Source organism: Roseovarius mucosus (genome assembly GCF_002080415.1).
In the GTDB taxonomy this organism is placed as follows: Bacteria; Pseudomonadota; Alphaproteobacteria; order Rhodobacterales; family Rhodobacteraceae; genus Roseovarius; species Roseovarius mucosus_A.
Genome location: NZ_CP020474.1, coordinates 3,869,214 through 3,889,703, shown reverse-complemented (window position 1 = coordinate 3,889,703; position 20,490 = coordinate 3,869,214). Strand labels below are relative to the sequence as shown.

Annotated in this window: 19 protein-coding genes; 10 read left to right on the top strand and 9 right to left on the bottom strand. The window is 62.9% G+C overall.

What is annotated here, in order from left to right; all coding sequences use genetic code 11:
- Positions 1-43 precede the first annotated feature (43 nt).
- Positions 44-2,323 carry a DEAD/DEAH box helicase gene (locus ROSMUCSMR3_RS18615; protein WP_198385553.1) on the top strand — a complete coding sequence of 760 codons (2,280 nt, stop codon included), beginning with the start codon at positions 44-46 and terminating at the stop codon, positions 2,321-2,323.
- A 72-nt stretch (positions 2,324-2,395) separates the two neighbouring features.
- Here ROSMUCSMR3_RS18615 and ROSMUCSMR3_RS18610 read toward each other — a convergent pair whose 3' ends face one another.
- Positions 2,396-3,910 (bottom strand): aldehyde dehydrogenase (NADP(+)), encoded by a 1,515-nt coding sequence (locus tag ROSMUCSMR3_RS18610; protein ID WP_081508331.1) that lies wholly within the window; start codon positions 3,908-3,910, stop codon positions 2,396-2,398.
- A gap of 176 nt (positions 3,911-4,086) precedes the next feature.
- Between ROSMUCSMR3_RS18610 and ROSMUCSMR3_RS18605 the strand changes: the two genes are divergently transcribed.
- From ROSMUCSMR3_RS18605 to ROSMUCSMR3_RS18590, 4 genes are all read left to right on the top strand, one after another.
- On the top strand, positions 4,087-4,893 hold the full coding sequence (locus ROSMUCSMR3_RS18605) for a transporter substrate-binding domain-containing protein (protein ID WP_008282008.1): 807 nt from the start codon (positions 4,087-4,089) through the stop codon (positions 4,891-4,893).
- A 75-nt stretch (positions 4,894-4,968) separates the two neighbouring features.
- Entirely contained in the window at positions 4,969-5,634 is a 666-nt protein-coding gene (locus tag ROSMUCSMR3_RS18600) for an amino acid ABC transporter permease (RefSeq protein ID WP_008282007.1), read from the top strand.
- 12 nt (positions 5,635-5,646) lie between these two features.
- Positions 5,647-6,300 carry an amino acid ABC transporter permease gene (locus tag ROSMUCSMR3_RS18595; RefSeq protein ID WP_008282006.1) on the top strand — a complete coding sequence of 218 codons (654 nt, stop codon included), beginning with the start codon at positions 5,647-5,649 and terminating at the stop codon, positions 6,298-6,300.
- Entirely contained in the window at positions 6,293-7,015 is a 723-nt protein-coding gene (locus ROSMUCSMR3_RS18590; protein ID WP_081508330.1) for an amino acid ABC transporter ATP-binding protein, read from the top strand. The genes ROSMUCSMR3_RS18595 and ROSMUCSMR3_RS18590 overlap by 8 nt, the downstream gene beginning before the upstream one ends.
- Positions 7,016-7,064: 49 nt before the next feature.
- Here the strand turns inward: ROSMUCSMR3_RS18590 and ROSMUCSMR3_RS18585 are convergent, their stop codons facing one another.
- The 4 genes from ROSMUCSMR3_RS18585 to ROSMUCSMR3_RS18570 are packed head-to-tail and all read right to left on the bottom strand — an operon-like array spanning position 7,065 to position 11,938.
- On the bottom strand, positions 7,065-8,306 hold the full coding sequence (locus ROSMUCSMR3_RS18585; protein WP_081508329.1) for an NAD(P)/FAD-dependent oxidoreductase: 1,242 nt from the start codon (positions 8,304-8,306) through the stop codon (positions 7,065-7,067).
- A 21-nt stretch (positions 8,307-8,327) separates the two neighbouring features.
- Positions 8,328-9,242, bottom strand: a complete 915-nt coding sequence (locus ROSMUCSMR3_RS18580) for a proline racemase family protein (RefSeq protein ID WP_081508328.1) — start codon at positions 9,240-9,242, stop codon at positions 8,328-8,330.
- Positions 9,233-10,192 carry a dihydrodipicolinate synthase family protein gene (locus ROSMUCSMR3_RS18575; RefSeq protein ID WP_008282002.1) on the bottom strand — a complete coding sequence of 320 codons (960 nt, stop codon included), beginning with the start codon at positions 10,190-10,192 and terminating at the stop codon, positions 9,233-9,235. The genes ROSMUCSMR3_RS18580 and ROSMUCSMR3_RS18575 overlap by 10 nt, the downstream gene beginning before the upstream one ends.
- A gap of 45 nt (positions 10,193-10,237) precedes the next feature.
- Positions 10,238-11,938, bottom strand: a complete 1,701-nt coding sequence (locus tag ROSMUCSMR3_RS18570; protein ID WP_081508327.1) for an aconitase X — start codon at positions 11,936-11,938, stop codon at positions 10,238-10,240.
- Between the two features lie 157 nt (positions 11,939-12,095).
- On the opposite strand from ROSMUCSMR3_RS18570, the gene ROSMUCSMR3_RS18565 reads away from it, so the two are divergent.
- Together ROSMUCSMR3_RS18565 and ROSMUCSMR3_RS18560 are read left to right on the top strand one after the other, a co-directional pair.
- A complete protein-coding gene (locus tag ROSMUCSMR3_RS18565) occupies positions 12,096-12,731 on the top strand; it encodes a helix-turn-helix domain-containing protein (protein WP_008282000.1) in 636 nt (211 codons plus the stop codon).
- Between the two features lie 27 nt (positions 12,732-12,758).
- Positions 12,759-13,796 (top strand): Ldh family oxidoreductase, encoded by a 1,038-nt coding sequence (locus tag ROSMUCSMR3_RS18560; RefSeq protein WP_081508326.1) that lies wholly within the window; start codon positions 12,759-12,761, stop codon positions 13,794-13,796.
- A 30-nt stretch (positions 13,797-13,826) separates the two neighbouring features.
- Here the strand turns inward: ROSMUCSMR3_RS18560 and ROSMUCSMR3_RS18555 are convergent, their stop codons facing one another.
- Complete coding sequence (locus ROSMUCSMR3_RS18555; protein WP_081508325.1) at positions 13,827-14,858, bottom strand: trans-3-hydroxy-L-proline dehydratase; 1,032 nt, start codon at positions 14,856-14,858, stop codon at positions 13,827-13,829.
- Positions 14,859-15,249: 391 nt separating this feature from the next.
- Here ROSMUCSMR3_RS18555 and ROSMUCSMR3_RS18550 point away from each other — a divergent pair, with 391 nt between their 5' ends.
- Genes ROSMUCSMR3_RS18550 through ROSMUCSMR3_RS18540 form a run of 3 tightly spaced genes read left to right on the top strand, consistent with a single transcriptional unit; the run spans position 15,250 to position 18,160 of the window.
- Positions 15,250-16,281, top strand: coding sequence for an efflux RND transporter periplasmic adaptor subunit (locus tag ROSMUCSMR3_RS18550; protein ID WP_008281996.1), 1,032 nt, complete (start codon positions 15,250-15,252; stop codon positions 16,279-16,281).
- Complete coding sequence (locus ROSMUCSMR3_RS18545) at positions 16,281-17,486, top strand: ABC transporter permease (RefSeq protein ID WP_008281995.1); 1,206 nt, start codon at positions 16,281-16,283, stop codon at positions 17,484-17,486. Before ROSMUCSMR3_RS18550 ends, ROSMUCSMR3_RS18545 begins: the two co-directional genes overlap by 1 nt.
- Complete coding sequence (locus tag ROSMUCSMR3_RS18540; protein WP_081508324.1) at positions 17,483-18,160, top strand: ABC transporter ATP-binding protein; 678 nt, start codon at positions 17,483-17,485, stop codon at positions 18,158-18,160. Before ROSMUCSMR3_RS18545 ends, ROSMUCSMR3_RS18540 begins: the two co-directional genes overlap by 4 nt.
- Positions 18,161-18,191: 31 nt before the next feature.
- Here the strand turns inward: ROSMUCSMR3_RS18540 and ROSMUCSMR3_RS18535 are convergent, their stop codons facing one another.
- Genes ROSMUCSMR3_RS18535 through ROSMUCSMR3_RS18525 form a run of 3 tightly spaced genes read right to left on the bottom strand, consistent with a single transcriptional unit; the run spans position 18,192 to position 20,316 of the window.
- Entirely contained in the window at positions 18,192-19,052 is an 861-nt protein-coding gene (locus ROSMUCSMR3_RS18535; RefSeq protein ID WP_081508323.1) for a 3-keto-5-aminohexanoate cleavage protein, read from the bottom strand.
- A gap of 14 nt (positions 19,053-19,066) precedes the next feature.
- Entirely contained in the window at positions 19,067-19,924 is an 858-nt protein-coding gene (locus ROSMUCSMR3_RS18530) for an alpha/beta fold hydrolase (RefSeq protein WP_081508322.1), read from the bottom strand.
- Complete coding sequence (locus ROSMUCSMR3_RS18525) at positions 19,921-20,316, bottom strand: hypothetical protein (RefSeq protein ID WP_081508321.1); 396 nt, start codon at positions 20,314-20,316, stop codon at positions 19,921-19,923. Before ROSMUCSMR3_RS18525 ends, ROSMUCSMR3_RS18530 begins: the two co-directional genes overlap by 4 nt.
- Between the last annotated feature and the right edge of the window lie 174 nt (positions 20,317-20,490).

Here is a 20,490-nt window from a genome sequence, read left to right as displayed (position 1 = left end):
TTGACGCGCAAGCCGCACCCCTTTTTCGGAACCGACCTCCCCCATGATCCTGCCTGCCCTCTCCAATGCTCTTGCCGCGCGCGGCTATGAAACCCTGACGCCTGTGCAAGAGGCGGTAACGGACCCCGCGCTGTCTGGCTCTGATCTTCTGGTCTCGGCCCAGACCGGATCTGGTAAAACCGTAGGGTTTGGCCTTGCGATCGCGCCCACCCTGCTGGGGGGTGAGGACCGATTGCCGCCTGCCGCCGCACCGCTGGCCCTGATCGTGGCGCCAACGCGAGAGCTGGCGCTTCAGGTCATGCGCGAGCTGAGCTGGCTTTATGCCGAAGCCGGCGCGCGTTTGGTCACTTGCGTTGGCGGGATGGATGCCCGTGACGAGCGGCGCGCGCTGGAGCGCGGGGCGCATATTGTTGTCGGCACGCCCGGACGTCTGTGTGACCACATCAATCGCGGCGCGCTCGATATGACAAGCCTGCGCGCCATCGTGCTTGACGAGGCCGATGAGATGCTCGATCTCGGCTTTCGCGAAGACCTCGAATTCATGCTGGCCGCAGCGCCCGAAGATCGCCGCACGCTGATGTTCTCGGCCACCGTGCCGCCGATGATCGCCAAGCTGGCTGAGAAATTCCAGCGCGATGCGCAGCGTGTGACCACCCTGACCGGCGCGAAACAGCATGCCGATATCGCCTATCAGGCGCTGACTGTGTCACCGCAGGATGCCGAGGGCGCCGTGATCAACCTGCTGCGTTATCACGATGCCCAGAATGCGATTGTGTTCGCCAATACCCGCGCCATGGTGGCCCGCCTGACGGCACGCCTGTCCAATCGCGGCTTTGCCGTGGTCTCGCTCTCAGGCGAGTTGAGCCAGTCCGAGCGCACCCATGCCCTGCAGGCAATGCGCGACGGGCGGGCCCGGGTCTGTGTCGCCACCGATGTCGCCGCGCGGGGCATCGACCTGCCCAATCTCGATCTGGTCGTGCATGCCGAACTGCCCACCAATTCCGAAGGCCTCTTGCACCGCTCGGGCCGCACAGGTCGCGCCGGACGCAAGGGCATCTCTGCCCTTATCGTTCCGCTCAAATCGGCAAACAAGGCAGAGCGCCTGCTCAAATTCGCCAAGATCACCGCAGAATGGACCACGCCCCCCACGCCCGAGGATATCGAGGCCAAGGATCGCGAGCGCCTGTTGTCCGATCCGGTCTGGTCCGAAACGCCGTCCGAGACCGAAGGTGCCTTTGCCGCTGAATTGCTGGCGCTGCACAGCCCCGAGGTGATCGCCGCCGCCTATCTGCGTCTTTACAAATCGCGCTGGTCCGCACCCGAGGAACTGAGCGCCCCCGGCGCGCCCGCTCCGGCGCGCGAGCGGTCGGCCTTTGGCCCAAGCCGCTGGTTTGCGCTGTCGGTTGGCAATGACGACCGGGCCGAGGCGCGGTGGTTGCTTCCGCTTTTGTGCCGTGCTGGCAATCTCGACAAATCCGCGATTGGGGCCATCCGCGTGCAGGCTGCCGAAACCTTTGTCGAACTGGCAGAGGCCGCCGTTCCCGGATTTCTTTCGTCGCTCGGTGAGGGCGGGCAACTGGATGAGGGCATCACCGCCCGCGCCCTGGATAGTGCCCCGGCGTTTGCCCCTGCCCCGCGCGCCCCGCGCGAAGATCGTCCCGAACGTGCGGCCCGCGCCCCGCGAGAGGACCGCCCTGCGCGCGCGCCCCGCGAGTATGGCGGCTCGCGCGACCATTCTGCCCCACGCACCGCCCCAAAGCCGCGCCCGAAACCGGCAGGTGCGCCGCCCGCGGCAATGACCCGCGCGGTCGAGGATGGCACGGTAACCCCGTATCGCAAACCGCGTGCAGAGGCGGGCGATGCGCCGCGCCCGGCCAAAAAGCCTTGGTCCGGTGACAAACCCGCTGGCAAACCTGCCAACAAGCCCTTTGGCAAGCCCGCCGGGGATCGCAAACCCGGTAAATCCTTTGGCAAGCCCGAAGGTCGGCCCTATGACAAGTCGGATAGCAAACCCGGCGCAAAGCCCTATGGCAAGCCGGGGGCGAAACCGTCGGACAAACCCTTTGACAAGCCGCGCGCGCGCCCTGCGCCCCGTGACGCGGAACCAGCCGCGCCCAGACCCAATCTTGCGGCCGATACGTCCAAACGGTTTGTTCCACCCGGAGCAGCGAAAAAGCCCGGCAAACCCGGCACAGGCAAGACCTTTGCTGGCAAACCCGGCGCGGGAAAGCCTGCCGCTGGAAAGCCCAAAGGCAAAGGTGCTGCACCCAAAGCCCGCGCGGGATTTGGCGGCAGCACCCCACCGAAGCGCGGCAAGCCGTGATGTGCTGACATAGCTCTGAAAAGCAACAGGCCGGGATTTTCCCGGCCTGTGTGTTTGAGAGCGCTGCGAACCCTAAACCAAATCTTCGGGCAAGAGGGCCTCGGGGATGTTCTGGTAACAGACGGGCCGCAGGAAGCGGCGGATCGAGAGGGTGCCCACAGAAGTCGCGCCGAAATTGGTCGAGGCCGGATATGGCCCGCCGTGGACCATCGCATCGCAGACTTCAACGCCGGTTGGAAAGCCATTGGTCAGCACCCGGCCCGCCTTGCGTTCCAACACGGGCAACAGGCAGCGCGCAAGAGGCGTGTCGCCTGCGTCCATGTGCAGGGTGGCGGTCAACTGGCCCTTGAGGCTCTGCGCGACGGCTGCCATTTCCTCGGCATTCTCGGCCACAACGATCAGGCCAAGGGGCCCAAAGACCTCTTCGCCAAGCGCATGATTGCCCAGCCAGTCGCGCGCAGCGACCCGGTAGAGAAAGGGCTTGGCCTGACGTTGATCACAAATCGCGGTCAACAGGTCTTGCACCCCCGTCTGCGCCGCCATCTGCGCCGCACCCGCCACGTAGGCCGCAGCAATTCCATCGGTCAGCATCACTTGCGCACCGCTCTCACTCAGCGCCGCGCGCGTTGCTTCTGCAAAGGTCTCTGCCTCTGGTCCTTTGAGGACAACCGCAATGCCCGGATTGGTGCAAAACTGCCCCGCGCCCATCGTCAGCGATCCAGCCCAGCCGGTTGCGATGGCCGCCCCGCGCGCCGCCATTGCATCGGGCAACAGAAACATCGGATTGACGCTGCCCAATTCGCCGAAAAACGGGATCGGATCGGGGCGCGCCGCGCAGAGATCAAAGAGCGCGCGACCCCCTGCCAGAGAGCCGGTAAAGCCAACCGCCCGGATCAACGGATGCTGCACCAACGCCTGTCCAACCGCACGATTGCCACCCTGCACAAGGCTAAACACGCCGCTTGGCATCGCAGATTTCACAATCGCCGCATGGATGGCCTCGGCCACCACTTCGGAGGTGCCGGGATGCGCGCCGTGGCCCTTGACCACCACCGGACAGCCCGCCGCAAGGGCAGCCGCGGTATCCCCGCCTGCCGTGGAAAAGGCGAGCGGGAAATTCGACGCGCCAAAGACCGCCACCGGACCGATGGGCCGTTGCATCATCCGCAAATCGGGGCGCGGCAAGGGTTTGCGGTCTGGCAGCGCAGCATCATGGCGACGGTCGAGGTAATCGCCCTTCAGGATATGCTCGGCAAAGAGCCGCAATTGCCCGGTGGTGCGCCCACGCTCGCCCTCAAGCCGCGCAGCAGGCAGGCCGGTCTCGGCGCAGCCGATCTCGGTGATCTGTGCGCCGCGCGCCTCGATTTCATCGGCGATAGCATGCAGAAACGCCGCGCGCGTGGCCCGGCTGGTGGTGCCAAAGGTCCAGAACGCCTCTTCCGCGGCCCGCGCCGCCCTATCGACAAGGTCCGGCGTGCCGACCGAAAACGCATGGCCTGCGCCCTCTGCCGGATCAGACAGCACTGTCTCTTCGGTGCCAGTCCACGTGCCTGCAATCAGATGCTTGCCATGGGGGGTAAAGGTCATGGGAAATCCTTTCGGTCCGAGGGAAGATACGACCGCGATCAAAGGCCTGATGCGGGGTTTTCATGGCTTACCGATTTTTTTCCCGACATGCCAGTATTTTTCTTTTAGGAAAATTATTGCAAAAAAGAACCAAAGGCCTCATGCTTAGAACAGAATCAACAGAGAGGGGACCACCAATGAAAAAAGTGACGCTTTTTGCTGCCTTGCTGGGCATGACCAGCATCGCAGGCACCGCTCAGGCGGACAAACTCGATGACATTATTTCCTCGGGCACATTGCGCTGCGCTGTCGTGCTCGATTTCCCGCCAATGGGGATGCGCGATGCCAACAACGTGCCGATCGGCTTTGACGTTGATTATTGCAACGATCTGGCCGCCGCTCTTGGCGTAGAGGCAGAAATCGTCGAAACCCCCTTCCCCGAGCGTATTCCGGCGCTGATGTCTGGCCGCGTCGATGTGGGCGTCGCCTCGACCTCGGACACGCTGGAGCGGGCCAAGACGGTCGGTTTCTCGATCCCCTATTTCGCCTTTGAAATGGCCGTAACCGCCAATTCCGGCACCGGCATCACCTCTTACGAGGGGATGAAGGGCCACACCGTCGGCGCGGTTGCAGGCACCTACGAGGCCATCGCGCTTGAGGCACAGGTCAAGGAATGGGGCGAGGGCGAATTCCGCCCCTACCAGACGCAGGCCGATGTGTTCCTGGCGCTGAGCCAAGGCCAGCTTGACGCGACCGTGTCGACATCCACCGTCGCACAGGCCAACGTGCAGTCGGGCAATTACAAGGACATCACCGTTGTAGGTTTTGCCCCTTTCGACACCGACTATGTGGCGCTATTTGCCAAGCGGGACGAATACGGCTTTCTCAACTATCTCGATCTTTTCGTGAACCAGCAGGTGCGCACCGGTCGATATGACGAGCTTTACGAGAAGTGGGTTGGCGGCGAAGTACCGAAACTGATGGTGCCGAACGCCTATCGCTGATAGCTTGCGCTAGGATTGGCGGCGCGGACACCCCGCGCCGCCATTTGCTATTTCCCCTAGGGGCGGGGTGTCCTGATGTTCAACTATACCTTCCAATGGAAGCAGGCCCTGAACCGCCTGCCGCAGATGCTTGACGGGGCGCTGGTCACGATGGAAATCGCGATCCTCTCGATGGCCTTGGGCATAGCACTTGCCATCCTGCTTACCGTCTTCCGGTTATCGGGGTCACGCCCGCTGATGGCCTTTGCAACCACTTGGGTGGAAATTGCGCGCAATACGCCTGCGCTCTTTCAAATCTATATGGCGCATTTTGGCGTGGCCAGCTTTGGCATCCATTTCAGCCCCTTCGTGTCGATCCTGATCGGCATCACCTTCAACAATGCGGGCTATCTGACCGAGAATTTTCGCGGCGCACTCAAGGCGATCCCAGATACGCAGGGGCGCGCGGGGCGGTCTCTGGGCCTGACGCAGTTGCAATCCTTTCGCTACATCATCCTGCCGCAGATGCTGCGCATTTCCTTCCTGCCGATGACCAATCAGATGGTCTGGGCGATCCTGATGACCTCATTGGGCGTCACCGTGGGCATGAACAGTGATCTTTACGGGGTCACGCAGGATCTTAACGCACTGACGTTCCGCACATTCGAGCTGTTCGCGCTGGCCGCCGTGATCTTTTACCTGATCACCAAAACCATCACCATCGGCGGCCGCCTGATCGCGGCGCGTCTGTTCCGGTACTGAGGGGAGACGCGCATGTTCGACACCGCCCTCACCGCCAATGATCTGGTCTTTCTCGCCAAGGGCGCAGGGATCACGATCCTTGTCACGGCAATTTCCGTGGTCATCGGCACCCTCTTGGGCATCCTCTTTGGGGTGATCCGAATGCAGCTTGGCCCCGTTCTGGCCGCACCGCTGACCTTCTTTCTCGACATTTTCCGCTCTGTGCCGCTTCTCATTCAACTGGTCTTGGGCAACGCCTTTGTCGGCATGGTGCTGCAACTTCAGATTTCCGGCTTTACCGTGGCCTGCATCGTGCTGTCGCTCTACACCTCGGCCTATTGCGCCGAAATCGTGCGTGGCGGGATTGATGCGGTGCCGGAAATCACCCGTCGCGCGGCGCGGTCCCTTGGCCTGACATGGGGGCAGGACATGCGCTATATCGTGCTGCCGCTGGCCACGCGCGTCGCCCTGCCCTCGTGGATCGGTCTGGCGCTTGGGGTGATGAAGGACTCGGCGCTGGTCTATGTGGTGCAGGTTACCGAACTGTTGAAATCCACCCAAATCCTCATCACGCGCCTGCAAGAACCACTGTTCCTGCTGTTGATCTGCGGCGCGTTCTACTTTGTCATCAGCTTCCCGCTTGCCCGTTTCGGCGGCTATCTCGAAAAAAGGTGGTCCAATGATTGAGATCCAGAATGTCCGTAAATCCTTTGGCGATCTGGAGGTTCTCAAGGGGATCGACCTGACGGTGCAGCGTGGTGAGGTGGTGACCGTAATCGGCGGCTCTGGGTCAGGTAAATCTACCCTGCTGACCTGCATCAACGGGCTAGAGCCGATTGATAGTGGCCGGATCACCATCGACGGCACCGAGGTGCATGCCAAATCCACCAATCTCAACAAGCTGCGCCGCAAGGTAGGCATCGTTTTTCAGCAATGGAACGCCTTTCCGCATCTGACGGTGTTGGAAAATGTCACCCTTGCCCCGCGCAAGGTGCTGGGCATGGCCAAGGCAGAGGCCGAAGCGATCGCCGAAAAGCAGCTGCGACATGTCGGTCTGGGCGATAAGCTGACAACCTATCCCTCGCGTCTCTCGGGCGGGCAACAGCAGCGCATGGCCATTGCCCGTGCACTGGCCATGTCACCCGATTACATGCTCTTTGACGAGGTGACATCCGCGCTTGATCCGCAGCTTGTGGGCGAGGTTCTGGAAACCCTCAAGATGCTGGCCGAAGAAGGCATGACCATGATCTGCGTGACCCATGAGATGGGGTTTGCCCGCGATGTGTCGAACCGCGTGGCGTTCTTTCATCAGGGCATCATGGCCGAAATCGGCGCGCCGGATCAGCTCTTTGGCGATCCGCAACACCCCGAGACGCAGAAGTTTCTGGCCAATGTTCGGTAAGAGGGAAAGGCCGGGTTGGGGCGGTTGACGCCTCCCAACCCCGCACCCTTTAAAATCGCGCGGCGTCAAACGCCTGCAGTTCTATCGCCGGATCACGGTGTGCGGCAAGCGCCGCCACCAATTCAGCCGTGCCCGCCGATTGCGTCAGCCCCAGATGCCCGTGACCAAAGGCATAGATCACCCGGTCGGCGCGCGGCGCGCGCGAAATGATCGGCAGGCTATCAGGCAACGAGGGACGAAAGCCCATCCATTGCGTGCCGCCCTGTGGATCAAACCCCGGCAGGAAATCGCGGGCCTTGCGCAGCAGCGTTTCCGCGCGTTTGTAGTTGGGCGCAAGGCGCAGGCCGCCCAGTTCCACAGCCCCACCCACGCGCAGCCCCTCGCCGATCTTGCTCACGACAAAGCCGTGATCGGCAAAGGTCAGATGCGTGCGCAGATCGAAACTGGCGGTGGAAAAGGTGGTGTTGTAACCGCGCTCGGTTTCGAGCGGGATCGTGTCCCCCAGCGTGCGCGCCAGATGGTGCGACCAAGCACCGGCAGCCAGAACCACCTGATCGGCACGGATCGTGCCAGTGGCGGTCTCAATCTCGACGCCGTCGCTCGCCTGTCGCAGCGCGCGAATATCTGCGGTCGCGATCACGCCACCAGCGGCCACAAACTGTTGCGCCAGATATTCGGTCCACCGCGCCGGATCGACGGTGTTCATCCAGTCGGGGGTATAGCCCGCATGTGTAAACCGTGGGCTGAGACCGGGTTGAATCTCGGCCAAGGCAGCGGGGCTTTCCAAGAGGTCAAAGCGCACGCCATGCTGACGGCGCAGGGTCCATGCGGGCAGGCTCGCGCGATAGGCCGCCTCGCCCTCATAGACCTGCAACTGCCCTTCGCGGCGCATCAACGGCTCGCCGTCGACATTGGCGATCAAACGCTCCAAGGCCGCACGCGAATGGTGCATCAGGCTCGCCTGTGCCGCCACAGCCGCCGCGTAGCGATCCTGCCAACTCGCCCGCCAGAACCGCAGCATCCACGGCATAAGCGGCAGCGCATAGGCCGGTGGGATCGACAAAGGCCCCAGCGGATCGAGCAGCCATTTCGGTGCCTTGCGCAGGATGCCCGGCGTCGCCAGCGGCTCGATATCGGTATAGGCGAACGCGCCTGCATTGCCACGCGAGGTTTCTGCCGCCACGCCCTTGCGGTCCAGAATGCGGACGCGGTGACCCTCCCGTTGCAGCGCAAGCGCGCTGGTCACGCCGATGATGCCGGCACCGATGACGATGATGTCTGAGCGGGCCATGCGGCACCTTTGTTATAAGGGTTAGAGACGGATACCGTTGCGAAACGGATCGTTGGGATCAAAAAGCAATGTGCTTTCGGCCATCACATAGGCGCGCCCAGTGATCGAGGGGATCACGCCGCCGTTCGGGCCGGGGGTATAGGACAGCCGATAGGTGCTGCCGATCACGCTTTCCTGCATGATCTCTTGCCCTGCGTCCAGCCGCCCCTCAGCCGCCAGACAGGCGAGCCGTGCCGAACATCCCGTGCCACAGGGCGAGCGGTCATAGGCGTTGTCAGGGCAAAGGACAAAGTTGCGGCTATGCGCCGCCGCATCATCAGAGGGGCCGTAAAAGATCACGTGATCCACGTCTATTCCCTGCGCCTGCACCGCGTCGCGCACAGCGATGGTGGCATCAGTCAGCGCGCGGATATTGCTGGAATGGACCGGAACGGGGCTGGGATCGACAAGGAAAAAAAGATTGCCGCCATAAGCGACATCGCCAGTGACAGCGCCAAGTCCCTCAATCTCGACCGTGACGCCGGTATGGGTGCGGCGGCTCTCGATATTGGTGACGGTGACGGTGTTGGCGTCGATAAGATCGACGGTGACGATGCCTACGGGCGTCTCGATCCGGTGAATGCCCGGTTTGATCCGGCCCATATGTGCCAGAGTGACCACAAGGCCGATGGTGCCATGGCCACACATGCCAAGCACCGCCTCGGCGTCGAAATAGATCACGCCGGTCACGCAAGTCGGGTCTGTTGGCGGCACCATCAGGGCACAGACCATCGCCACCTGTCCACGCGGCTCGAGACTGACCGACTGGTAAAAATCGCGATGCTCCGAGGCCAACAGTCGAGCGCGCTCGGACAGGGCACCAGACCCAAGGTCCGGCCCCCCGTCCAGAATAACGCGCGTTGGCTCGCCGCCGGTGTGGCTGTCGATCACATGCATTCAGCGATCACCCCGCCCTGTTTGACCCAATTGGCGAACCATGCGTTGAATTGATGGAACTGCGCCTCGCAGAACCGCGCCTGAGAGGGCGAGAGCGCATCAGTCTCGTTGATGTTGAGGCGGTATTCCTCTTCGCCCTTCAGCACCATGAGGTGCTTGAAATAGAGCACCAGATCGACGCCTTCGTCGAACTTGGCAATCACGGAAAACGCATCGGCCAATTCGCGCGCGCGCATGTCCGCCTCGGGGCAACCCGTCGCTGCGCGGCGTGACAGTGCCACCTGCAAAAGCGCCTCTTTGGGGAACATCGTGCCGATGCCGGTAATGGCCCCGACCGCCCCGCATTTGACAAAGCCGTGGTAAACCTCGGTATCCACCCCCACCATCAGGATCACGTCATCATCCTGCGAGGTGATGTGTTCAGCGGCGTAGCTCAGATCATTCTTGCCGCCAAACTCTTTGAAGCCGATCAGGTTCTTATGCTCGGCGCGCAGGGCAAAGAAGAGATCGGCCTTGGTCGAATAGCCGTAATAGGGGCTGTTGTAGATGATCGCGGGCACATCTGGGGCCGCCTCTAAAATGGCCTTGAAATGGTTGCGCTGTGCGGCGACAGACAGGCCCCGCGACAGAACGCGCGGGATCACCATAAGGCCCGCAGCCCCCACCTTTTGCGCATGCGCGGCATGGGCCACGGCGGATTTCGTGTTGATGGCGCCAGTGCCCACAACCACGGGCACGCCGGCCTTGGTCAGGCGTTCGACGCCCTCCATCCGCTCGGCGTCCGTCAAAAGCGGCCAGTCACCGCAGGACCCGCAATAGACCACGCCCGACATGCCTGCCGCGATCATTTCCTGCCCCTTGCGCACCAGCGCGTCAAAATCGGGTTTGCGGTCCGGGGTGCAGGGGGTCAGCAGGGCGGGGATGGTGCCGTGAAAGACGTCTTTGTTCATCGAAAAACTCCTTTGGATGCGTGGCGTTGTGCCTGTGGAGGCGGATCAGTGGCCAGCAAGGGCTGGAGCCGCGGCAATCCACGGCGGTGAGGTTGTGGGGGCCATGCCAGATTGCGCGGTCTGCGCACATTGCGCGAGCGAGCCAAACCGCACGGCACGATTGCTGAGACCCGGCGCGTAATGCGCATATTTGCCAGAGTTGGTCATCAGAACCTTTGCCGAAGGCGGAAAAACCGGCTCGGAAATCGAACACCAGCAGATATCGGGCACGATGGTCACACCGGCGGCCTCAAGCCGTGCTTTGACGCCGCTCGCGGTGATGGTGTTTAGCGTGCCGCGACCAAGGGTGATGATCGTGGCTACGGCGGGATTGACCTGCCGCCCCTCCATCAATGCCGCAAAGGCGCTGCATTCGGCGGCGGAAAAATGCGGACTGCCAAGCGCCACCAGATCGACCTTATCCGCACCTTGATTGAACCCCGACCAAAGCCGGGCAAAATCAGCCGCCGTGATGCGGGCGTGATCGGCATCGGGCGTGGGCGGCATGTCCGCCTCGGGCGTGACCCCCTCAATATGCATCATCGGCGAGGCAGAGGTGGTGCCATAGGCCGCGCAAAGCGCCTTGAGATCATCCTCGGAGGGATTCAGCCCCTCCAGCCCGCGCAAGAGCGGGATGCGGTCAGGGGCGACCTGACCAACGATCCAGCCCAGCATCGGCCAAAAGGCATCGTCGATCCCTTCAGGCACGTCGATGTCGATGATCCGACGGGCTGCGCGGTTCTGGTCGAGATAGACGCCAGAGCGTGCGGCACGCCCTGTCAGCGCAATGCAGAGGTCCATGAAATCGGCATGCTTCACGGTGCGCGCGCCCAGAACCGTGTTGGCGTAGATCACCGCATTGCTTTCGGCCCAGGCAATATCCTCGCCCGCGACCGGCTTGTCCTCAAGCAGATAGGGCGCACAGGTGAAACTGGGACGCGCACCCATTTCGACATAGGCATCGGCCAGCTGGCTGGCGGCAAGGCCGAAATCTTCGGCCACGCCCTGCGCGCGCCAATTGGCGTGATCGACGGAAATGGCGTTCATCGTGGTGGGCACCCGCACCCGCCCGCCCTTGTCCGCCATGGCGCGGGCAAAGGTCAGAAAGGCAGGGCTGGCATAGATGCAACCGTCGATATGCACGCGGGTCACATCGGTCAGGCTGGGCGCGCCTTGGGCGGCGGCCAGCGTGGTGATGATCTCCATCGCCAGTTGCGCCGCCTCGCCATGCTCCCCGGCAAGAAAGGCGCGGTCGCTATCCGACAGGGTCAGCCCCTCGGAGGCCACAGAGGTCAGCGGCATCTCCAGATCACCTGCGCGCAGATGGGTGGCGGTGATCTTGGCATGGGATTGCTGGGCCAGACGGTCGTAGTCGGAGGCCGAGAGGCGCAGAACGGCAATCGGTCGATCAAAGAGCCGCGTGGCGACAAGCGCGCCCAAAGTCAGAATATCCTCGCCCTCGCGAAAGATCAGCGCCTTGGGCGCCGTGCCAGCAAAGGCCAGCCCCAAAAGTACGCCACTACCCGTGCAAGAGCCACGACTGGTCGGCATCATTACAACGTGACCGGCCAGCGATTGCCCCCGCTGCGGGTGATGCGCGTCAATGATCCGCCCGCTCTGGGGATCAACACCGCCCCAGACGCTCAGCCCCTCATCGCAGAGCAGGATTGGCCCCTGAACCTCGGCGGCAACAATCAGGTCTGGCATGAGATCACCCTTTGTTGAAGTTTGTTTCCTGAGAAATTCGGTCCGGACGACGGAAAAGTCCGATATTCCGTCTCCCCCTGCAATATCAGGATTGCTACTGTTGTGCCCAACACAAATATATGCTTAAACAATCATGACTGGTAAGAAAAGAAAAATTATGGCCGAAACAGAAAAAACCTCCGTCGAGAGTGCCGCGGATGATTGGGACGTAGAGCGCCATCAACTGCGCGCGGATTTGGGCGCACGCATGAAGGCCGTGCGGCAGGCCTGCGGCTACACGCTCGAAGTGGCGGCGCAGCGCACAGGTCTGGCGCTTTCGACCATCCACAAAATCGAGAACGGGCGCGTTTCACCCAGCTATGAGAACCTCATCAAGATCGCCCGCGCCTATGATATTGGCATGGAGCGGCTCTTTTCCGCCGATCATGACGCGACACAGACCACGCGCATGACCGTGACGCGCGCAGGCCAAGGACGCAAGGTGCGCGCCAAGAATTTCGAATACGAGGTGCTGTGCAACGCGCTGGCCGAAAAAAAGATCATCCCGCTGGTGACACTGGTCGAGAAACGCGCCCCCCTCACGCGCGACGAGTTGGAATCGCATGACGGCGAAGAGACGCTCTATGTTCTTTCGGGTCGCGTTGAATTGACGGTCGAGCATTACGAGCCGGTGATCATGGAGCCCGGCGATTGCGCCTATTTCGACAGCACCATCAAACACGGGTTGCGCGCGATTGATGATACCGAAACCAAGGTGTTCTGGGCCTGCACCTATACCGACGTGGACAAATAGCCCCCAATCCTGAAGGAGACCGCCCGCATGGCCGAGCCGACCGTGATTTCCGTTGATAGCCTTTTGGCGCGCGTGACGTCGATTTTCGAGTCCTGCGGCGTGCGCCCTCAGAGCGCAGTATCCGTGGCACGGGTCATCGTTGCGGGTGAGCGGGATCATTGCAAGTCGCATGGCATCTACCGGATCGAAGGCTGCTTGCGGGTGATCGCAGCGGGCAAGGTGGTGCCCGATGCTGTGCCGGTGCTGCAGGATACAGGCCGCGCGATGATCGAAGTGGACGCGGGCGGCGGATTTTCCAACCCGGCCTTTGACGCGGCTGTCGATGCCTTGGCCGCACGTGCGCGCGAGACCGGGCTGGCGGCTCTGGTGATCCGTGATTGCCTGCATTTCTCGGCGCTCTGGCACGATGTCGAGGCTTTGGCCGCGCGGGGCCTTGCGTCGCTCTCGATGTGCCCCAGCTATTCCTCGGTCGCGCCCACGGGCGGCAAAGAGCCGCTCTTGGGCACCAACCCGATTGCCTTTGGCTGGCCGCGCCCCGGCCCGCATCCTTATGTGTTTGATTTTGCCACAAGCGTCGCCGCGCGGGGCGAGATCGAATTGCACCGCCGCGCAGACACGCCCATCCCCGAAGGCTGGGCAATGGACAAGGACGGCAACCCCACCACCGATCCCGAGGCGGCATTGGCGGGCGCGATGCTGCCCTTTGGCGGGCACAAGGGATCGGCGATTTCGACCATGGTCGAATTGCTGGCCGGTGCCATGCTGGGTGAATTCATGAGCAAGGAAGCGCTAGAGTTTTCCGGCGGCACCAGCCTCTTGCCGCGTCATGGCGCATTGGTCCTAGCGCTCGATCCGGCGACCTTCGCCGCACGCAGCGGGCGCGATCCGATTGCCGAAGGCGAGCGCCTGCTGAGCGCCATCAGTGGCCAAGGCGCGCGCCTGCCCTCTGAACGGCGCTTTGCGGCGCGGGCAAACGCCCTGAGCGGCGGCATTGCCCTGAGCGATGCAGAACTGGCGCAACTGGCGCGGTTCGAATCCGAAGGGCTGGCTGCGGTCACAGTCTGAGTGCGGGGGCGCGTCCCGCCGCCCTGCCCCTTAAATGATCCGTGGCCATGTATCCGAAAGCCGATAACCGCCCGGCCACGGATCGCTGGGGTCCAGCATATGCTGTGCCGTGCCGGTGATCCACGCCCGCCCACTAATCTCGGGGCGAATGGCCTCTTGCCCGCCAACCTGCACCCGACCCAGAATCCGCCCGTGAAATTCTGACCCGATGATCGACACGCCGGTAAAGCGGTCGTCTTCGCCCATCTCGCCGCGCGCCGCGAGGATCGCCATGCGCGCCGAGACCGCCGTGCCGGTCGGCGACCGGTCCAGCTTGCCGGGCTGAATGGCGACCACCGATTGCGCGCGCAGGGCGCTCCCCTCGCGCGTGATCGGCCCGGCAAATAGGCAGAACGAATGATGCGCCCAATCTGGCTTTTCGGGATGCTCGAACCGGAACTGGGCATTGGCCGCATTGGTGATGCGGATGCCAAGCTCTGCAATCCGGCGCGCGTTATCCTCGACCAGATCGACGCCAAGCGCCACGGGATCGACCACCACGAAACTATCCCCGCCAAAGGCCGTATCCACAGTAATCTGCCCGACACCCGGCACATCAAGCGGCACGCCCAAACGGCTGGCAAAGGAGGGCAAGTTCTCGACAAAGATGCGCTCGGCCTTGCCGTTGGCGCACTCGGCGCGCACCCGCACAAGCCCACCCGGCGCCTCAAGCACCATATGCGTCACCGGCTCTTGCATCGGGATGATGCCGCTGTCTAGCAGCACGGTCGACACGCAGATCGAGTTTGATCCCGACATCGGTGGTGTATCCTCGGGCTCCATGATGATCCAGGCGGCCTGTGCCTCTGGGTGCTTGGGCGGCACCAGCAGATTGACATGCCGGAACACGCCGCCACGCGGCTCGTTCAGCATGAAATTGCGCAGGGTCTGATCCTCGGCAATCCATTTGCGCTGCTCCCAGATCGTATCGCCGGGGGGCGGGGTTACGCCGCCCACGATGACATCGCCCACCTCGCCCTCGGCATGACAGGAAACGACATGGATGATCTTGGTGCTGCGCATGGTCCGGCTCAATCTTTCTGGCTACCTAGGCTTTGATCCGCCGGGGCAGCATGCCTGTGTCAAAGCGTCGGGTCACCGCCGCTCTGCGTCGGTTATGCCCGGGGTGCCTGCATGGGTCAATGGAGGCGCGCGGGCAGTCTACCCGCCCCTGATCCACGTCAAGGCAGTTGCGATTTGCCCGCCTATGCTAGAGGAACAGGAGGCGGCGCAAAATCCGCCGCCCCCGGCATATGTGCCCTTAGCAAAGGAACCCCGTTTGGCCCCGGCTGACCAGAAACCTGCCCGACACAACGCGCCTGCGACCGCGCAGAAAGACCCTGCATCTCCTTCGCCGTTGCCAGTGCCGCGCCGGGACGCTCCTGTTCGGAAATCCGGGCGGCGGTGGATATGGGTGGCAGCGGCGCTTGTCGGCATGGCCATTGCTGGGCTCATCACCGCTCAGGCGTGGATGGCCCGCCCGCCAACCGTCTTGGTCGAGACGGCAGCGCTGGCCCCTGTCACCCGCGTCTTGGCTGTGAATGGCCGGATCGCGGCTGTCAATTCGGTTGAGGTGACGTCAACGGTCACCGGCACGCTTGTGGCGTTGCCTGTGATCGAGGGCGACCGTGTCGAGGCGGGTCAGATCTTGGCCCAAGTCGATGCCGAGGCGCAGAGCGCTAGCGTGCGACAGGCACAAGCCGCCCTAGACGCCGCGCGCGACGCACTCCGCGAAGCGCAGGCTGAATTTGATCGCGCCACGTCGCTCACCACCACAATCGCCCGCTCTGTGCGCGACACCTATGGCTACAGGCTCGAGGCCGCGACCCAAGAGGTCGCCCGCCTTGGTGCGGCGCTCGATCAGGCGCGCGTTTTGCTGGCCAATCACACAATCCGCGCGCCTGTCGCGGGCAGTGTTGTAATGCTCGATGTCGAGCAGGGCCAACTTGTCAGCCCCGCCACGCCCATCCTGACGCTTGCCGACCTCAGCGCGCTTTTGGTCGAGGCCGATGTGGACGAGGCCTATGCCACCCAAATCGCCGTAGCGCAGCCCGCCCTTCTTCAATTGGCGGGCGAAACGCAGACCCGCGCGGGACAGGTCAGCTATGTCTCAAAACGGGTCGATATCGCAACCGGCGGGCTGGCGGTCGAGTTGTCCTTTGACACGCCCGTCCTTGCGCCGGTGGGCCTGACCGTGGCGACCAATATCATCGTGGATCAGCGCGACGCAGCCCTGACCGTGCCCCGCACCGCATTGGTTTCTGACGCAGGCGCACCGGGCGTTTTCGTCATTCGCGACGGCACGGCGAGGTTTCAGCCGATTTCAGTGGTCGAGTGGCCCGCCGCTCGGCTGATCGTGACGGCGGGGCTGGCCCAAGGCGATACTTTCATCACAGAGGCCACCGGCATCGCGGATGGTCAGGCCGTCACAGCGGGGCCGCCCTGATGCTCTATGCGCTCAAGATCGCCGCACGCTATCTGACCGCCAGCAAGGCGCAGACCGCGCTTTTGGTGCTCGGGGTGGCGGTGGGTGTCTTTATCTTCATCTTCATGTCAGCGCTCATCGGGGGGCTGGCGCAATTCATCCTGTCGCGCACCGTGGGTGATATCGCCCATGTCACAATCGAGGCGGAACCGGATGATCCCACGCTTTTGTTCACGCCCGAAGGCCATGTGCTGATGGTCGCAGAACGGGGCCGCACACGCACCGCCTCTTTGGCCGAGGCCGCAACGTGGCTGCCGCTGATTGAGGCGGTGCCGGGGGTCAAGGCGGTCTCGCCACAGATCACCGGGGCGGGGTTTCTGACGCGCGGGGCACAAGTGGAGCAGGTCAGCGTGACCGGGATTGAGCCGGGGCGCGAATCCGCGATCCTCGATCTGGACGGGTATATGGTTGAGGGGCGCGCAAGGCTGGGCGCAGGTCTGATCGTGGTGGGGCGCGAGCTGGCCGATGATCTCGACCTGTCGCTCAATCAGCCGCTGCGCCTGCAAAGCTCTGAGGGGGTGACGGCCCTGCTGACCCTCTCGGGTATCTTTGAGACGGGCAACGGGGCCTTGGACGGGGCGCGCGCCTTTGTCAGCCTGTCGACTGCACGCACGCTCTTTGCCATGCCACAGGGCGTGAGCCAGATCGAAATCAAGCTTTTGGACCTCAACGCCGCAGATGCCACGGCGCTGCGCATTCGCACCCTGACCGGGCTCGATGCCGTGCCCTGGACCGATGGGGCCGAACAGTTGATGGAGGCGCTGAGCGCACAGGCGCAGACCGGCTATTTCCTCAAGACCTTCGCGCTTATCACCATTGTGATCGGCGTGGCCTCGGCGCTGCTGCTCTCGACCTACCGTCGCCGCCCGGAAATCGGGATCATGCGCGCGATGGGCGCGGGGCGCGGATTTGTCGTGGTGGTTTTCGTGACCCAAGGCGCGCTCATTGGGCTGATGGGGGGGATGATGGGCGCGGGGCTTGGGTATCTGGCGCTCCTGCCCTTCCCGCCGCGCGACGCGTTCAAGGCGGGCACCCTGCCGATGGACATCACCCAAGGCTCGTATGGGCTGGCCATTACCCTCACAGTGATCGGGGCCGTCCTTGCCTCGATCCTGCCTGCGCGCGCGGCGGCGCGGGTCGATCCTGTCACGGCGATTGGCCAATGAGCGCGCTTCTGGAGGTGCGCGATCTGGTCAAGACCTTCGGCACCGGAGAGGCCGCAACGCGGGTCTTGCGCGGGCTTTCGCTGCGGCTTGAGACAGGTGAAATGGCGGCTTTGCTGGGGCCATCCGGATCGGGCAAGAGCACGCTTTTGACCATTCTTGGCACTTTGATGAAACCCACCTCGGGCCGTCACGTCATGCTGGGCGAAGACCTGATCGCCGCCGATGACCGGGCCCTGACAGAGTTTCGCAATGCCCATATCGGATTTGTCTTTCAGTTCCACAATCTCTTGCCGGATTTTACCGCGCTGGAGAATGTGATCTTTCCCACCGCCGTGCGCGAGGGCCGGGAAACCGCGCCGGCGCGGGCGCGGGGCCGTGATCTTTTGGCGCGGATGGGCCTGGCGGAGCGGATCAATTTCCCCGCCACCAGCCTGTCGGGCGGGCAAAAACAGCGCGTCGCCGTGGCGCGGGCGCTGATGAACAGCCCCGAACTCGTGCTGGCGGACGAACCGACTGGCAATCTCGACCGTGTGTCAGCCATGCAGGTGATGGAGTTGATCACCCAGATCAACCAAGAGGAAGGCACCACCTTTCTGATTTCGACCCATGACGACAAGATCGCATCGCTCTGTCGTCGGCAGATCGTCGTCGGGGATGGGATGGTGACGGGCTGACCGGCAAAGGACCAGCCCACTCACCATAGAGTCACGCCGCTTTGCCATCCTTGAGACCATGTTGCGCGCGCAGGCCCAGCATCTGCCGCGCCTCGCGCCAGGTGGCCACAGGGCGGGCGTGGCGCTCGCAGATCTCGACCACCCGCCGCACCAAAGCGGCATTAGAGGGCGCGAGGGTATCACGATCCAGCCGCACGTTATCCTCAAGCCCGGTGCGGGCATGCCCGCCTGCCGCAACGGCCCAGTCATTCAACGTGACCTGATGCCGCCCGATCCCCGCCGCGCACCAGGGCGCATCCGGGCCAAACAGGCGTTTGACCGTGTGGATGTAATAGTCGAACACATCGCGGTCGACCGGCATCGCATTCTTGACGCCCATCACGAACTGCACATAGGGCGTGCCAAGAAGTTGGCCTTGATCGGCCATGTCCTTGGCCTTGAGGATATGGCTTAGGTCAAACGCCTCGATCTCGGGCTTGACCTCATACTCACGCATTTCCCCCGCCAGCCAGTTGACCAGATCGGGCGGGTTCTCATAGACCCGTGTGGGAAAGTTGTTGGACCCGACCGAGAGCGAGGCCATGTCAGGGCGCAAGGACAGCATCGCGCCGCGCGTCTGACCCGCACCAGAGCGCCCGCCGGTGGAAAATTGAATGATCATACCGGGGCAATGGGTCTCGATCCCCTCTTTGAGGCGCGCGAATTTCTCAGGGTCGGAGGAGGGCGAGCCATCGTCATTGCGCACATGGGCATGCACGATTGTGGCCCCGGCCTCAAACGCCTCATGGGTCGCTTCGACCTGTTCGGTCACAGTGATCGGCACCGCCGGATTGTCGGATTTCTGCGGCAAGCTTCCCGTGATTGCCACGCAGATGATGCAGGGATTGGTCATGTCGGAAACTCCTCTCAGGCCGCTTGCGCGGCCACGCGCGGCATCCGCGCAAGGGCATCAAGGAAAAACGGGCGAAACCCTTGCGGATGCTCGCTCATCGGGAAATGGCCTAGCTCATCCATCACCGAAACCGTCGCGCCGGGAATGGCGGCCGCCGTGCGTTTCGCATCCTCGGGCGTGCAGGTCAGATCATAGGCCCCGACCAGCAGATGCACCGGAGTTTTGCCAGTGTCGATCTGCGCCAATCGCCCGATCAAACTGTCATCGCGCGTGTAAAAGCTCAGATCCCCCCGAAACACGCCCGGCCCCGACTGCATGAACATCCAGAGCGTGTTCCAGCGTTCGGCATTTGGAGCATAGGGCGAGATATTGGCCGACACGAGCGCCGCGCCCATCTCGCCGCCATGGGCATCGGGACGGTGGAACCAGTCGATATCATACCATGCGGGCTGAAAATCCGATGCCTCGATGGCGATAAATCCGCCGAAATGCTCCGGGTGCAGCGCCGCCAGTTGCAACGCAATCCGCCCACCCATGGAACAGCCCGCCAGAATGGGGCGCTCCAGCCCCAATCCGGCCACTACCGCCAACACCGTCTCGATATAGTCTTCGGTCGTAAGCAGGTATTCTTCGGTCTCGAACCCCTCTGGCGGCAGGGATTTGCCATGCCACGGCATGTCAAAGGCGATCAGGCGATGGTCCGCTGTCACCTTGGCATCGTTCATCAGATGACGCCATTGCCGCGTATCGGCCCCGGCGGTGTGCAGGCACAGAACAGGCCGCCCCTGCCCCGCCTCTTCGAAATAAATGCGGCGCGGCGCGCCCGCGATCTCGACCGTGATGTAACGTCCAGTGATGGGCTCGATGCTCATGCGGCAGCCTCCTCTTTGCACCGCGCAAGCGCCATGACCTCTTTGAAAAACCGCAGGTTCTTGACCAGGCTCAGAATGTCGCCGTCGATCCGCCCACGCCCGATTTTGGCCAGCCCAAAGACATCGTGAAATCCGGGCGCGGGGCGCGCCTGCCAGAACTGCTCCAGTGCGTCAGCGTCAGTGCGCAACGCAAAGCGCCACGGCGTTTTGCGGCTTGGCCCGGCTACAACCGACACGATCCGGCCCGTGTCAAAGGTCAGATAAATTTCGTCGCCCTCAATCTCGATCAGCACCGTCTCGGAAAAGAGCCGCCCAAGGCGCAAGAGATGGGGCTGGTCCTCTAGCCGTGTCGCAATCTCGCGAAATCTGTCGATCACCTCTGCCTCCCTCATAATGCTAGGTCTGTGCTAGAGGTGGCATTTAAGGGGGCGATTGATCTATGCCGGAACGGGTATCACGCGATACCGCCTGCGGCATTGGTTTGACACCCGCCTTGATCGACAACGAGGACCACAGGGTGCGCCCCGGCCTGCCCCACGCCATATGAAACCCCGTTTGGAGGAGAA

Bases quoted from the DNA above. Each gene is read 5' to 3' on its own strand.
- ROSMUCSMR3_RS18545 (WP_008281995.1), top strand. From the start codon at position 16,281: ATGCTCTATGCGCTCAAGATCGCCGCACGCTATCTGACCGCCAGCAAG.
- ROSMUCSMR3_RS18615 (WP_198385553.1), top strand. From the start codon at position 44: ATGATCCTGCCTGCCCTCTCCAATGCTCTTGCCGCGCGCGGCTATGAA.
- ROSMUCSMR3_RS18575 (WP_008282002.1), bottom strand. From the start codon at position 10,192: ATGAACAAAGACGTCTTTCACGGCACCATCCCCGCCCTGCTGACCCCC.
- ROSMUCSMR3_RS18525 (WP_081508321.1), bottom strand. From the start codon at position 20,316: ATGAGGGAGGCAGAGGTGATCGACAGATTTCGCGAGATTGCGACACGG.
- ROSMUCSMR3_RS18580 (WP_081508328.1), bottom strand. From the start codon at position 9,242: ATGCATGTGATCGACAGCCACACCGGCGGCGAGCCAACGCGCGTTATT.
- ROSMUCSMR3_RS18555 (WP_081508325.1), bottom strand. From the start codon at position 14,858: ATGCGCAGCACCAAGATCATCCATGTCGTTTCCTGTCATGCCGAGGGC.
- ROSMUCSMR3_RS18570 (WP_081508327.1), bottom strand. From the start codon at position 11,938: ATGCCAGACCTGATTGTTGCCGCCGAGGTTCAGGGGCCAATCCTGCTC.
- ROSMUCSMR3_RS18565 (WP_008282000.1), top strand. From the start codon at position 12,096: ATGGCCGAAACAGAAAAAACCTCCGTCGAGAGTGCCGCGGATGATTGG.
- ROSMUCSMR3_RS18585 (WP_081508329.1), bottom strand. From the start codon at position 8,306: ATGGCCCGCTCAGACATCATCGTCATCGGTGCCGGCATCATCGGCGTG.
- ROSMUCSMR3_RS18560 (WP_081508326.1), top strand. From the start codon at position 12,759: ATGGCCGAGCCGACCGTGATTTCCGTTGATAGCCTTTTGGCGCGCGTG.
- ROSMUCSMR3_RS18595 (WP_008282006.1), top strand. From the start codon at position 5,647: ATGTTCGACACCGCCCTCACCGCCAATGATCTGGTCTTTCTCGCCAAG.
- ROSMUCSMR3_RS18605 (WP_008282008.1), top strand. From the start codon at position 4,087: ATGAAAAAAGTGACGCTTTTTGCTGCCTTGCTGGGCATGACCAGCATC.
- ROSMUCSMR3_RS18610 (WP_081508331.1), bottom strand. From the start codon at position 3,910: ATGACCTTTACCCCCCATGGCAAGCATCTGATTGCAGGCACGTGGACT.
- ROSMUCSMR3_RS18540 (WP_081508324.1), top strand. From the start codon at position 17,483: ATGAGCGCGCTTCTGGAGGTGCGCGATCTGGTCAAGACCTTCGGCACC.
- ROSMUCSMR3_RS18530 (WP_081508322.1), bottom strand. From the start codon at position 19,924: ATGAGCATCGAGCCCATCACTGGACGTTACATCACGGTCGAGATCGCG.
- ROSMUCSMR3_RS18535 (WP_081508323.1), bottom strand. From the start codon at position 19,052: ATGACCAATCCCTGCATCATCTGCGTGGCAATCACGGGAAGCTTGCCG.
- ROSMUCSMR3_RS18590 (WP_081508330.1), top strand. From the start codon at position 6,293: ATGATTGAGATCCAGAATGTCCGTAAATCCTTTGGCGATCTGGAGGTT.
- ROSMUCSMR3_RS18600 (WP_008282007.1), top strand. From the start codon at position 4,969: ATGTTCAACTATACCTTCCAATGGAAGCAGGCCCTGAACCGCCTGCCG.